The following is a 13,625-nucleotide window of genomic DNA, read 5'->3' as shown; positions in this document are numbered from 1 at the left end:
CTACATTACGACAGCAACACTGACTCGCCGCTGCGTACCCCTTGAGCCCGGAAAGAATATCAGGAAGTACATTCAACACCTCTGACCTAGAGTGCGTAGACCAGCTAGATCTTTAGACCTAAATGGGCGTATCCGGCACTCCCTGAGTAGTTAAAGCTAGACAGGCCAGATCTAACCAGCGCAGCTGCCTGCATAAATGAGATACCTAGTGTCTTGGTACAAGCTTGCTTGATCTGAGAACATCAAGCCACTACCCGCCACACCCAATCTCTTTGTCATGAAAAATCATCAGCACACGCCAGAGACGACTACCAAACACCATATCTAACAATAAGATAGACCCAATCGGCAAACAGCACGATCCTATATAAAAGCAAAAGCGCACTGCGAACAGTGCGCTTTTGTTGATTCGATAGATAGCGGCTAGCTGGATGTATGCTTGAAGCGATCAACATAACCAACCAAGGTAGTAGCAGTTTGCTTCAGCTGGTTGGCCAGTTGGGCTGCCTCATCCACAATAGCGGCATTGTCCTCTGCCAGTGATGCAATACGGCTGACATTAACAGCTACCTCATTGCTGGCAGCCGACTGCTGCTGCATGGCGGCTGCAGTGTCTTGGCTCTTACTTGCGCTAAGGTCAGCCTCTTGGTGAATACGCCCCAACTCGTCCAGACTGGCCTGCACCAGCTGCAGCCCTTCACTCATCTGACTATGTGCTTGCTGCATTCGGCTGGATGCATCATTCGTACCGGCTGTCATTGTCTCTATCAGACTGGCAATTTCCACGGTCTCCTTCCCAGTGCGCTCCGCTAGCTTGCGCACCTCATCAGCCACCACGGCAAAACCACGTCCCATCTCCCCTGCTCGTGCAGCCTCGATAGCAGCATTTAATGCCAGCAGGTTGGTCTGATCAGCAATCTCGCGTATGGCGGTAATAATACGCCGGATATTTTGCGACTTCTCGGCCAAATCCTGTATGACCTGCCCCGCCCCCTCCACACTGCTAGCAGTCTGTGTCATCGCAGCGGCAGTCGCTTGCATACGGTGACGGCCAACATTGACGCCCTCTTGCATTTGCTGCACGACTTGTAAGTTATCCCGCGTATTGTCACTAACAGAAGCAATGCCGACGGTCATTTGTTCAACGGCAGCAGCGATACCCGACGAAGAGGTGCTTTGCGCCTCGGCAGCATTCGCCGCGCGAGCAGAGACCGCCTGCAAGGCATCAGAAGCTTTTACAAGCTGGTGGGCATTGAGCTTCACATCTTTCAGAGTTTCACCAAAAGCGCTCACCAACCGGTCGAATGCTTGGCCCATGCCGGCGATTTCATCACTCCCCTCCAGCTTGGCACGCACAGCCAGGTCAAGATTGTGACTCATATCCTGCATCAAGCCGGACAGCCTCACTATCGGGTAACGGATGCTGCGATATACCGCACCACCACCAAAAATCAACAGCACCAGCAACACCACGGAACAGGCCAGCGTTACGATCAGGCTGCGACTCGCATCGTCCTGATGCTGCTCTACTGTATTACTCAACCTTAACAGTAAATCGTCCTGTGCTTTTTTCAGTTGAACGATCTGTGCAGTAGCCGCAGTAAACCATAACTCAGGCTCTATTGAGGCGGCAGTGCCCGGCTCGGTTGCGTGCAAAGCTTGGCGCAAGGCTTTGAGTGCCGTAGCCGCATCGGATTGCAAATACGGTCGCATTGCATCATTGATATACACTGGCGATAGAAGTAATAGCTGGCTGGCACACATATCCTGACGTGCCTGCAAGCTTGCAGCTTGCTCAAGTCCAGCAAGAGATATTGGCCCACCCGATAACAAGCCATTCACAAAGCCCCGCTCACGCCCAGCGTACTCTTTTACGCACAACAGATTAGATAGGCTAGTACTGTAGCGAATCACATCACCAGCATCTGTAGCTCGACCAAGGCTAGCCATTAAGGCAAGTTGGGCATCAATTTGCTCGCTATAGGCTGCAAAAGCCTCTGTCGCCGGGATCCCGCGGCTGTCTACTAACCCGCGCTTGGTTAGCAGGTTCTGCACATCAGTCACCACCCGCTGACTACTACCAGCCAGGTCACCAGCAGATAGCGTTCCGACCACCCCTGCCAAACTGGAAAGGGATTGATCGGTTTTCTGCCTGGCTTCTTTTAGCTTGTCCGGCAAGGGGCCCTGACCACTCAGATAGCCATTACTTAATCCTCGCTCGGTCTGCAAACCATCAATCAGGTTGGCGCTTTGCGTTGCAACAGCAACCAGCTCCTGTGCGCTGCGCATTTCAGAGAACACTTCATAGCGCTGCAGTGACAATGTCACACCCAATACACACGCCGCACCACCGAAAGGCAAGACAAGTAACAGCAATTTATGGCCAATTCCTAGTCTGGAAAGCATGGAAGGCTCCTGAGAGGTGAAGACATGGTAAAGCGGCAGGCTGCACAGCGATAGACGGAGCAGCGAAGTGAATGACTTATAATTATTTTATATTAAAAATGGCAAAAAACAGGCCAAATACGTCAGACCAGCCCTGTTCCATTCTCCCTCTTCCAACAACCCAGCCCACAACTATCCACCTAGGCCGTGGGCTATAGATGGAACAAGCAAATGCTTCCTGACAAAGGCTGTTCTGGCATGTCACATGCCAGAACAGCCTGTTTGCAAGAAGTCGCTTGTTTGCTATCCGCACGACAACAGCTTGAAAGTGATTAAACCAATATCCTGCCACGGCCAAAATCGATGACTGCTGACCGGGAAGGCCGGCACTCTGCCAGACCCATGGCATGGATCAAGGTGCTGGCTACGGAGTTGCTATTTTTACCGCACCCTAAAAACGGATATTTCAGGGCCAGGGCGTTGATGGCGCATGCTTTCTCTTCGGCTTTCAGCCACAGCCGCATGGCAGCCTGCCGCGGACCTACATACAGCACAGCTTGGCCCAAAGCTTCCTGATAGTAACAACTACCGCTACTGACCACCGCCCGCAATCGGTCGCCAAGCCGCCAGCCTATAGCCCGCACGCTGCCATTCTGACCTATGGCCAAGCCATTGATTTCTGATGCTACATGCACGTTGCCATCCAGCAGCACAAGAAAATTATGACCCGCCAGGCCAAAAGCCAATGGCAATTGCGCCATGACGATTTGCCACGGTGCATCATCGGCTTCGCTCATCATCGCGGCATCCATAGACAGACCTTGCATCGCATCACAGAACAATCTTTGCGGGTGCATTGCTAGGCCACTGGCAGCGCAAGCCAGCCGTGATAGCCCACGTACAGCCCCACCAGCATGATCAAGCCACCAGAGAAGTACGGCGCTTTACGCGCAAAATCCCCAAAGCCGCCCCAGTGTTTTCGGGCATGGCGCACACTGAGTGCGGCCAACGCCCCAGAAGCCACCATGGTCAGCGCCAGGCCAATACTGAAACACAGCACCAGCACCGCACCCAGTGCGACTTTCTTCAACTGCAGACATAGCAGCAAGACAGTGATAGAAGCCGGACACGGAATCAGCCCGCCCGTTAGGCCAAACATGACAATCTGGCCGGTGGTCACCTCCCGGCCTGCAAAGCGGCGACGGATATCGTTTGCATGGGCTAATTCGTGCGGGTCTTGGTAACCGTCTGCCGATATGCTCAGGCCATCCGAGTCATTAACAGCGTGATCGTGGCCATTCTCTACATATTGCACTTCGTAATCGTGGCTATGCTGCCCATGCCCCAAACTCAGGCGCGCCACGAATTCGTGCGGCTCGGGAATGAGCTGCTCGGACTCCACAAAACCATCTCGCGGCACAAAAGTAAAAGCCTGCCGTTGCCCATCTGGGCGCAGGGTTTCCACGCGGATATGTTCAGCCGCCCAGACATGGCCGCGCTGGCTTGCGTGATATAAGCGAAAACGAGGCGGCACGCCGTCTTGGAAAACCTGCAGCCTTACCTTGCCGTGGCCGGTATCAATAGTCTGGCCTTCATCATGGTCATGGTCGTGATGATGGTCATGGGCGTGCGCGCATTGCTGGTTGCGCCAGGTGCGCCAGATCATCCAGGCGGCTACACCAACAATAATCACGGCAGATGCCAGCTGAAAATAGGCTTCGGTCTTGCCCGGGTCCCAGTTCTGGCCAAAGTACAGGCCAGTCATGGCCACGGCCCACACCACGGCGGTATGCGACAAGGTCGCCGACAGGCCTAGCAAAACCGCCTGCCCCAGCGTTCCGCGGATGGCCACAATGAACGCGGCCATCATGGTCTTGGAATGGCCCGGCTCCAAACCGTGCAACGCCCCCAGCAGGATGGCGCTAGGGACAAACAGCCAGGCATTGCCCTGCTGCAGAAGGGTTGCAAACTCAGTCATGCAGGTAGCGCCTCAGAGGTATTTGGTGATGGCTTTGAATTCGCGCAGGGTATCGTCTGCAGTCTGCGCGCCTTCGCGCACAGCGTGTTCTAGACAGTGCTCGATATGGTCGTGAACCAGCGTCTTTTTGGCATTAGTCACGGCGCTTTCTACGGCTTGTAGCTGCTGGGCGATCTCCAGGCAGCTGCGCCCCTCTTCGAGCATAGTGACGATGCTCCTGAGGTGGCCTTCGGCACGCTTGAGCCGCTTGATAATGTCGGGATGGGAAGTATGTGTGCTCATGGCTCAGCATCCTACCTGGGGGGATATACGCAAGCAAGTAGCGACTGGATTTAATAAAAAGCAGTGGCTAGTACAGAGAGGTGATGGGCTGTTCGAGCAAAAAGAAATGCCACACCAAAGGCAATAGCCATCATGGCACTCTCTAATCAGCAACCTGATGGCAATCGGACACCAAACTAAAGCCTCGCTAAAGGCTATGGCAATGCCCTCACTTTACCTGTGCGCGTTGATTTACCTGATCGTGTAGCTTGCGCGTTTCTTCTGGCCACTGGCTTTTTATCCAGGACAACACCGCGATGATGTCGCTATCACTGAGCTTGCCTTCGTATGCTGGCATGGCGGACTGGTAGCCCGGCATATTGGCCACCTTGGCAACGCCGTACTTGGTCAGCGCAAACAGCATCTCGTCCGGGTGGTGCCAGGTATGGCCGCTTTCATCGTGTGGCGGCGCCGGCAACATGCCTTGCGCGTTACGCTCACGCCAATTCGCCTGCCCTTCACCCTCGCTGCCGTGACAACTGGCGCAGTTTTCCAGGTACACCTGATGGCCACGTGTCACCAGTGCCGCATCATCCGGGCGTAGTGCAAACGGTTGTGCCACCGGTCCGCGATCGGTCGTCAAATAAACGGCAACCCCTGTAGCCACCAGCCCGAGTAACACGATGAAGGCCATTTTCGGTTTAGACATCAGCAACGACATGATTGAGTCGACATCCTGCAAGGTGAAAAAGGCCGTGGTGACACGGCCGCACGGGTATCAGTTGGTTGGCTGGATGTCGGTAACCATCATCTTGCCGTCCTCATGACTGACCATGAAGCGGATTTTGTCCCCCACCTTGACCTTACCCAGCAATGCCTTGTCTTTGGCGGTGAACACCATGGTCATGCCTGGCATGTCCATATGCGCAATCGGGCCATGCTTGATGGTGATTTTGCCGGCAGCCAGGTCCAGCTTGCGGACTTCACCGTCAGCCATCATGTTCATGTGATTGCTGGCGCTCATGTGGCTGCCTGCCATGGTGTGCTGGGTAGCTTGAACGACAGGGCTGAACGCAGCCAACCCCAAAGCGGTAGCGAAAAACACGGTACGAATGGTCATGGTTTCATACTCCTCAAACATCAATACGCCGGGCAGGCTTTCTGCTCGCCCGCATGGTTTTACTTCTTGTTTACTTTGACCAAGCCTTTCATGCCGGCATCGTAGTGCCCGGGGTGCAGGCAGGCAAAGTGAACCGTACCTGCCTTGGTGAACTGCCAGATCACCTCGCCTTTGGCACCCGGAGCGAGCGATACCTTGCTGGGCTCGTCGTGCTCCATGTCCGGAAATTTCTTCATTTGCTCGTAGTGCTCAAGCAGCTCTTTTTCTGTCCCCAGACTGAACTCGTGCTTTACCTTGCCCAGGTTTTGCACAACGAAACGGACAGTCTCGCCTTGCTTCACACGAATCAACGGCGCTGAAAAGCGCATGTTGTCAGACATGTCCATCTGGATGGTGCGAGTGACATTAGCAGCCTTACCCGGCAAACCAATGGCAGATTCGTCATGGCTGCCTGCATGACTGCCGGCAGCCCAGGCTGGGGCAATCCCCACGCTAGCCAGCAAGGCAATGGCGATCAATTGGCGGGTGGTTTTCATGTGGTTTATTCCTGAGGGTGTGATTAGTGGTGACCGGGCGTTGTCCCCGGTTTTTTGGCTTTTACCGTGGCAGCGGCCGGGTTGGCCGCAGCGGGCTGACGTGAGGCCGCAGGCAGTTCCCCCCGGTATTCGTACGCCACCGTACCCGCCGGGTGCTGAAACCAGCCCGGGTCTTTGTAGCTGCCGGCAGGCTGGTCTTTGCGCACCTTCAGCACGCTGAACATGCCCCCCATCTCCAGCGGGCCAAACGGGCCTTGCCCGGTCATCATGGGTGCGGTGTTATCGGGAATCGGCATTTCCATCTCCCCCATATCCGCCATGCCACGCTCGCCCATCAGCATGTAATCCGGTGCTACTTGCTGGATCTTGCCCACCAGTCCCCGGTGATCGACACCAATCATGTTTGGTACGTCATGCCCCATGGCGTTCATGGTGTGGTGGCTTTTGTGGCAATGGATGGCCCAATCGCCTTCCTCGTCCGCAATGAACTCCAGTTGGCGCATCTGGCCGACGGCAATATCAGTGGTGACTTCGTACCAGCGGGTGGATTTGGGTGTTGGCCCGCCATCAGTGCCGGTCACCAGGAACTCGTGGCCATGCAGGTGGATCGGGTGGTTGGTCATGGTCAGGTTGCCCACCCGGATGCGCACCTTGTCGTTCAGGCGCACATTCAGCGAATCGATACCCGGGAAGATGCGGCTGTTCCACGCCCAGATATTGAAATCGGTCATGGTATTGACCTTGGGCGTCTTACTGCCGGGCTCTACATCAAAGGCATTAAGCAGGAAGCAGAAGTCACGGTCGACCTCATCGATCAGCGGGTGCTTGCCCTTGGGGTGGGTGACCCAGAAACCATGCATGCCCATGGCCATCTGAACCATTTCGTCGGCATGCGGGTGGTACATGAATGTTCCCGGGCGCCGTGCTTCGAACTCGTAAACAAATGTTTTACCGGGCTTGATGCTGCGCTGGGTCAGCCCGGACACCCCGTCCATGCCGTTAGGCAGGCGCTGGCCATGCCAGTGCACGCTGGTATGCTCCGGCAACTTGTTGGTGACGAAGATACGTACGCGGTCACCTTCGACAACCTCAATGGTCGGCCCCGGGCTCTGCCCGTTGTAGCCCCACAGCTGGGCAGTAAAGCCGGGGGCCATTTCGCGTTCTACCGGCTCGGCGACCAGGTGAAACTCCTTGACGCCATTGTTCATTCGCCAAGGTAGCGTCCAGCCATTAAGGGTTACCACCGGGTTGTACGGGCGGCCGGTATCGGGAATGAGTGGTGGCGCGGTTTCTACCGAGGTCTGAATGACGGGCTCCGGTAACGTAGCCAGTGCCGAACGGGCGACAGTAGCACCAACGACGGCGGTGGCAGCGCCCGCAAAAAATTGGCGGCGGGATTGATCAATACTCATGCCTTATCCTTTCAATGTCCCGCAGCAGCAGGGCTATCGCCGCTGCCTGCGGCCAACGTTACAAAGCTTTCGGGCTGACCACCCAGCAGAACCAGTTGCAGGTCTGCCTCTGCCAGCCAGAAGTCGCGAATGGCGTTGATGGCCCGGACCCTTGCTTCCGCCAAGGCTCGCGCTTCGTCCAGCAATTCCCAGGTATTCATCAGCATGCCGTTGTAACGCAGCACCGTTTCGTCATACACAAACTGCTTCAATGTCTGTATCTGCTGCTGTTTGCTAGCCAGCGCATGGGCGGTACGGTAGGCGCGGTAGGCCATCTCTGCATTGGGAAGCGCGGTGACTTTTTCACGCTGAGGCAGCGTATCTCGCACCTGAGCCAGCCGGCTTTGCATGGCTTGCTCGCTCAATGGGGTAACCGGCAGTTCGGGCAGTGCGGTTGGCAGCTGCAAGCTGCGTGGGGTGGTGCGAGCCCATTGCTGCATTGTCTTGAGTACCGCCATCTCGTTCTGCGCCACGGCATACTGGTCGCGCTGCCACTGCTGCTGCGCATCAAGATGAATCAGCTGCCGCTGCGCCGCCTGTAGCTGGCTCCAGTTACCGGTTTTCGCCATACGCTCACCCAGCTCGGATGCGGCTTCGGCGGCCTTCAGGATTTGATGCTGATACGGCTGCGCTTGTGTAGCGGCAACAGCGGCGAGCAGAACCTTGCGCGAACCATGAGCAATCTCGATCAGTTCTGCGGCGTCTTCCACTCGGCGCAACTGTGTCAGCGACAAGGCCTGCCACTGCCCAGTCGCTAGCAGCTCGGTTTGCTCGGCGCCCAGCTGGTTCAGTGATCTCGCCAGCTCAGGGTGAGCTTGCCAAGCAAGGCGTACGCCCTCGGCGAGTTGCCCAATCCGCAATGGGGCAACGTTGGTGACAGTCGGCACGGCAGCGACTGCCTGCTGCTGTTCCCATTTCAAAACATCTGCATGCCCGCGCGGGAATTCGGCCACGCGCCGGTTGGCTTGCCGCCACTCGCTTTCCGGGGCTTGCTGTGCCTGCGCCAGGCTGGCCAGCAGTGACAGGATGGCCAGCCATGTTGTGTGTTTATTCATACTCCACTCTCCTTTTCTGCCACCGCCCAAACCTTGCGTCGCGTTGGCAGAAAATCAGGTCCGTATTCAGTACGCCTAGTCTGGCCGACGGCAGCCAACAACAAACTGACAGTCAGATTACAAATCTGTCATCTGGCGCATTCCTTCGCGGGAAATGGCAAACTGTCGGCTTGATACGGGAATGGCGATGAAAATTCTGATTGTCGAAGACGAACTCAAGACCGGGGAGTATTTGCGCCAGGGGCTACGCGAGGCCGGCTTTACGGTGGATCTGGCACAAGACGGGCAGGAGGGGTTTTACCTTGCCCTGGAGGGGATGTATGACCTGCTGATTCTGGACGTGATGCTGCCTACCATGGATGGTTGGCAAGTGCTGACGCAGTTGCGGCTGCGGCATAAAACCATGCCGACCCTCTTCCTGACTGCACGCGACCAGGTAGAGGACCGGGTCAAGGGCCTGGAGCTGGGCGCAGACGATTATCTGGTCAAACCCTTTTCGTTCGCAGAATTGCTGGCCAGGGTACGCACCATCTTGCGCCGTGGTCGCAGCCAGCAAGAGACGACAACGTTGCAGATTGCCGGGCTGGAGCTGGACCTGCTACGGCGACGGGTCTGTCGCGAAGGCAAGCGGATTACGTTGACTGCCAAAGAGTTCGGCTTGCTGGAACTGCTCATGCGCCGCCAAGGCGAGGTCCTGCCGCGTAGCCTGATCGCTTCCCAGGTGTGGGACATGAATTTCGATAGCGATACAAATGTCATCGATGTGGCCGTGCGCCGGTTGCGGGTAAAAATTGACGACGGCTTCGAACCCAAACTCATTCATACCGTACGCGGCATGGGTTACGTACTGGAAGTGCCGGAGACGGATGCATGACGTACCGTCTGTCACTCACGGCCAGACTGACATTGCTGTACGCGCTGGTCTCCGTTCTGTTACTGGCAGGCCTGGGCATGCTGGTCGGCGTGATGGTGAATCGCCACTTCGATGAGCAAGATGCAGATGACCTGCGCGACAAGATTGGCCTGATTCAGGAAGTCATGCGCACCACGGCCAACCTTGGCGCTTTGGCTACCCGGCTCGATGACGTGGTACATAACCACCGCGACCTTTACGTGCAATTACAGCGTCTGGGCTACCCGGTGTACACCTCCCCCGTGCCAGCAGGATTTTACTTTCCCGATACCCGGCCCAGCACCAACCAGAGCATGCAGAGCTGGCAGCACAAGGGTGCCAACTACCATGGCCTGTGCGGTACAGGGCAACTGGCCGACCAGCAACGGACCGAGCTGACCATCTGCGCCGTGATTGACACCAAAAGGCATGAGCACTTCATGCATACCGTCGGCCACTCACTGCTGGGATACATCGTTTTCTCGGCGTTATTGGGCGGTTTGCTGGCCTGGTGGGTGGCGCACAATGGTCTGGCCCCGCTGCGTGACATGAAAGCCAAAGCGCAGCAAATCACCGGGCAACATCTGGACGCACAAATGCCGGTTGACTCGGTGCCACCAGAAATGGCCGACCTGGCGCACACCCTTAATGCCATGCTGCGCCGGCTGCAGAACGACTTTCACAAACTGTCTGAATTTTCTTCCGATCTGGCCCATGAGTTGCGTACGCCCATCAGCAATCTGCTGACCGAAACACAGGTCGCCATCGCCCAACCGCGTAGCGCGGAAGCGTATCGAGAGATACTGGCATCCAATGCAGAAGAGTTTCAGCGCCTTGCCCGAACCGTGTCAGACATGCTCTTTCTGGCCAAAGCCGAGCATGGTCTGGTTTTGCCTAGCCGCGAGACGATTGTCATCGAGGATGAAGTCGCGGCACTGTTCGAGTTTTACGACGCGTTAGCAGAAGAGAAAGACATCTGCTTGCAGCAAACGGGTCACAGTCAGTTGCAAGGTGACCGTCTGATGCTGAGACGGGCACTCAGCAACCTGCTGTCCAACGCACTGCGCCACGCCTATCCCGGCAGTGTCGTCAGCATCGTCATGGCAGAAGACGCTACCGGTAGGACCCTCCAGGTACGCAACGAAGGGGACGCCATACCCGAAGCGGCCATCCCGCGCTTGTTTGACAGGTTCTACCGAGCAGACCCTGCACGCGTCGCGGGGGAGTCCGATGGCGCAGGCTTGGGCTTGGCCATTACCCGGTCGATTGTCGAGCTGCACGGTGGGCACATTACCGTCGACTCAGCCACGGGTGTGAATTGCTTTACCTTGCGACTTCCTAACTGATAGTTAGCCGACTGAATCAGCAAACAAAAACAGCTCTAGCCAGTGGTTTCAATACCTGCGACCTAGATTGCGAGATATTTCGACCTGCGCTGACATGCACGGTGCTCGCTTACATTCTGGTTTAAGGGTAAGCCACACTAGGTTGCCCAGATCTAACCAGTTCAGCAGCCTGACTTAACGAGATACCAAGTGTCTTGGCCCAGGCCTGCTTGATCTGCGAAATCAAGCCCCTGCCCGTCATGTCCAGCAGACCCAGGCCATTGAATGCGTCAGGATTCAGGCAAAGCGTCATCTCGAAGGCGGGCTTGGATATCCAGTACCTGCTCCAGGCTCACCATGAAGGCGTCCAGCACGGCAGGATCAAAATGCACACCCCGCTGACTCTGCATAAAATCCAGTGCACGGCTTATTTCCCAGGCCGGTTTATAAGGACGGGCCGAAGTCAGCGCATCAAACACATCGGCCACGGCCACGATGCGTGCGGCCAACGGGATGGCCTCGCCGCGCAAGCCTGAGGGGTAGCCGCTACCATCAAACTTTTCATGGTGGCCCAGCGCAATATCGTATGCCATGCGCAGTAGCGGCAGCTCGCTGTCCTGCAGAAACTCTGCCCCGCGCGTGGGGTGAGTTTTCATGATGTCAAACTCTTCCGGGGTGAGCTTGCCCGGCTTGAGCAGGATATGGTCCGGAATCGCCACCTTGCCGATATCGTGCATCGGTGCCGCCAGAAAAATACGCTCTTCGATTTCCAGCCCCAACTGCAAGCCACTGGCAATAATGCGGGCGTAGTAGGCCATGCGCTCAATGTGCCGCCCGGTTTCCGGGTCTCGCGATTCGGCAATATGCGACAGGCGGATCACCAGATCCTGTGCCGCCACCTCGCGCAGCTGGCGCTGGGCACGACGCAGCTGCAGCAGGTTCTGGATACGGGCACGGGTTTCCGGCGGGTCTACCGGCTTGGTCAGAAAATCGGTTGACCCACCCTCCAGCGCACTTTGGCGCACCCCCTTCATATCACTGGTGGTCACCATGATGATGGGGATGTCGTGAATATGCGGCATGGCCCGCAGCGCCTGGATTAACGCCAGGCCGTCCATGCCAGGCATCATGTAGTCGGTCAGGATGAGATCCGGGGTGTTATTGCGGCACCATGCCAACGCAGCGAGTGCGTCTTGCATCGTGACTGGCTCGCAATGGTCTATGCGGCCAACCAAGTGGCGCAGCACCATCAAGTTGGCCGGATTGTCATCGACAATCAACACCGTCATTCTCATGAGAAGCCTTGCCATACGTTAAATTTATCGAAACCAATCCCGACTACAACAATATGCCAATACAGTGCAATGTCAACCATGACACCATGCCCACCATGGCGACTACCCATGTTGATCGCTGTTGACCCTCGCATTCATGGGGTGCATTTTACTGGTAATCCCCCCCTGAAAACCAGCGGCGTTAGAAGTAGAATTTTCTCGAATCGAGGGAGTTTTACCAGATGAAGACATCAAGGTTTTCGGACAGCCAGATCATTGCGGTGCTCAAGCAGGCAGAGGCTGGTAAGCCGGTTCCGGAGTTATGCCGAGAGCACGGCATCAGTTCAGCGACGTTCTACAAATGGCGAGCCAAGTTTGGCGGTATGGATGCGTCGCTCATGGCGCGGCTCAAGGAACTCGAAGCCGAGAACGCTCGGCTGAAGAAGATGTACGCCGAAGAGCGGCTCAAGGCCGAGATCGTCAAGGAAGCCCTCGAAAAAAAGTGGTGAAACCATCTCGCCGACGCGAGATGGCACACCAGGCAGTGCAGCACTGCGGCACGAGCATTCGCGTAGCGTGTGCGGCGTTTGGTATCAGTGAAACCTGCTATCGTTACCAGTCGAAGTGCTCAGCGGAAAATGCCGAAATCGCCGACCATTTGATTCGCCTGACGCACAATCAACGCAACTGGGGTTTCGGGCTGTGCTTTCTATACCTGCGCAATGTGAAGGGCTACCGCTGGAATCACAAGCGGGTCTACCGGATCTATCGCGAGCTCGAACTCAATCTGCGCATCAAACCGCGCAAACGGATCGTGCGCGAGAAGCCTGAACCCCTGGTGGTGCCCGAGGCAATCAACCAGTGCTGGTCGATGGACTTCATGCATGACCAGCTGGCCGATGGGCGTAGTTTCCGGTTACTCAACATCATTGATGACTTCAACCGCGAGGCGCTGGCAATGAAGATTGATCTGTCTTTGCCTGCTGAGCGGGTGGTGCGTGCGCTGGACCAAGTGATTGAATGGCGGGGCAAGCCGATCGCCATTCGAAGCGACAATGGACCGGAGTACGTGGGTCAGAGACTGGCCGAGTGGGCGCAGAAAAACGGCGTGCGGCTCGACCACATCCAGCCCGGCAAGCCACAGCAAAACGCGTATGTCGAACGCTTTAACCGTACTGTTCGCTACGACTGGCTAGGCCACTACCTGTTCGAGTCAGTCGCTGAGGTACAGGATTACGCCACCCGTTGGCTCTGGCTTTACAATCATGAGCGCCCAAATATGGCCTTGGGCGGCATTACACCAAAGCAGCGGCTGGCCATGGCCGCGTAGCTCTACTTCTGACTCCCC

General features: G+C 56.5%; 13 protein-coding genes. 3 read left to right on the top strand and 10 right to left on the bottom strand.

Features of this window, described 5'->3' with window-relative positions:
* Positions 1 to 423: 423 nt before the first annotated feature.
* The 9 genes from PQU95_RS01675 to PQU95_RS01635 form a co-directional block, all read right to left on the bottom strand.
* A complete protein-coding gene (locus PQU95_RS01675; protein WP_272750413.1) occupies positions 424 to 2,406 on the bottom strand; it encodes a methyl-accepting chemotaxis protein in 1,983 nt (660 codons plus the stop codon).
* Between the two features lie 311 nt (positions 2,407 to 2,717).
* The gene (locus PQU95_RS01670; RefSeq protein ID WP_272750412.1) at positions 2,718 to 3,185 is read right to left on the bottom strand and encodes a hypothetical protein; all 468 of its coding nucleotides are present in this window, start codon (positions 3,183 to 3,185) and stop codon (positions 2,718 to 2,720) included.
* A 59-nt stretch (positions 3,186 to 3,244) separates the two neighbouring features.
* Positions 3,245 to 4,363 carry a nickel/cobalt efflux protein RcnA gene (locus PQU95_RS01665; RefSeq protein ID WP_272750411.1) on the bottom strand — a complete coding sequence of 373 codons (1,119 nt, stop codon included), beginning with the start codon at positions 4,361 to 4,363 and terminating at the stop codon, positions 3,245 to 3,247.
* 12 nt (positions 4,364 to 4,375) lie between these two features.
* Positions 4,376 to 4,645 carry a metal-sensing transcriptional repressor gene (locus PQU95_RS01660; RefSeq protein WP_147683135.1) on the bottom strand — a complete coding sequence of 90 codons (270 nt, stop codon included), beginning with the start codon at positions 4,643 to 4,645 and terminating at the stop codon, positions 4,376 to 4,378.
* Positions 4,646 to 4,853: 208 nt separating this feature from the next.
* A complete protein-coding gene (locus tag PQU95_RS01655; protein ID WP_272750410.1) occupies positions 4,854 to 5,333 on the bottom strand; it encodes a c-type cytochrome in 480 nt (159 codons plus the stop codon).
* Between the two features lie 69 nt (positions 5,334 to 5,402).
* Positions 5,403 to 5,744: a copper-binding protein gene (locus PQU95_RS01650; protein ID WP_272750409.1), complete on the bottom strand. Its 342-nt coding sequence runs from the start codon at positions 5,742 to 5,744 to the stop codon at positions 5,403 to 5,405.
* Positions 5,745 to 5,803: 59 nt separating this feature from the next.
* Positions 5,804 to 6,280 (bottom strand): cupredoxin domain-containing protein, encoded by a 477-nt coding sequence (locus PQU95_RS01645; protein WP_272750408.1) that lies wholly within the window; start codon positions 6,278 to 6,280, stop codon positions 5,804 to 5,806.
* A 23-nt stretch (positions 6,281 to 6,303) separates the two neighbouring features.
* Positions 6,304 to 7,692: a multicopper oxidase family protein gene (locus PQU95_RS01640; RefSeq protein ID WP_272750407.1), complete on the bottom strand. Its 1,389-nt coding sequence runs from the start codon at positions 7,690 to 7,692 to the stop codon at positions 6,304 to 6,306.
* Positions 7,693 to 7,703: 11 nt separating this feature from the next.
* The gene (locus PQU95_RS01635; protein WP_272750406.1) at positions 7,704 to 8,786 is read right to left on the bottom strand and encodes a TolC family protein; all 1,083 of its coding nucleotides are present in this window, start codon (positions 8,784 to 8,786) and stop codon (positions 7,704 to 7,706) included.
* A gap of 187 nt (positions 8,787 to 8,973) precedes the next feature.
* Between PQU95_RS01635 and PQU95_RS01630 the strand changes: the two genes are divergently transcribed.
* Positions 8,974 to 9,660 carry a heavy metal response regulator transcription factor gene (locus tag PQU95_RS01630; RefSeq protein WP_017507083.1) on the top strand — a complete coding sequence of 229 codons (687 nt, stop codon included), beginning with the start codon at positions 8,974 to 8,976 and terminating at the stop codon, positions 9,658 to 9,660.
* Positions 9,657 to 11,024, top strand: a complete 1,368-nt coding sequence (locus PQU95_RS01625) for a heavy metal sensor histidine kinase (RefSeq protein WP_272750405.1) — start codon at positions 9,657 to 9,659, stop codon at positions 11,022 to 11,024. Before PQU95_RS01630 ends, PQU95_RS01625 begins: the two co-directional genes overlap by 4 nt.
* 269 nt (positions 11,025 to 11,293) lie before the next feature.
* Here the strand turns inward: PQU95_RS01625 and PQU95_RS01620 are convergent, their stop codons facing one another.
* Positions 11,294 to 12,292 (bottom strand): HD domain-containing phosphohydrolase, encoded by a 999-nt coding sequence (locus tag PQU95_RS01620; protein WP_272750404.1) that lies wholly within the window; start codon positions 12,290 to 12,292, stop codon positions 11,294 to 11,296.
* 227 nt (positions 12,293 to 12,519) lie between these two features.
* Here PQU95_RS01620 and PQU95_RS01615 point away from each other — a divergent pair.
* A protein-coding gene (locus PQU95_RS01615; RefSeq protein WP_272750403.1) for an IS3 family transposase occupies positions 12,520 to 13,607 on the top strand; the annotation gives its coding sequence in 2 pieces (ribosomal slippage) (positions 12,520 to 12,772 and positions 12,772 to 13,607; 1,089 coding nt in all).
* Positions 13,608 to 13,625: the final 18 nt, after the last annotated feature.

The sequence above is a fragment of the Vogesella aquatica genome (assembly GCF_028548455.1).
GTDB lineage: Bacteria > Pseudomonadota > Gammaproteobacteria > Burkholderiales > Chromobacteriaceae > Vogesella > Vogesella aquatica.
The sequence above is the reverse complement of the archived record's forward strand: the minus strand, read 5'-3'. Positions and strand labels throughout refer to the sequence as shown.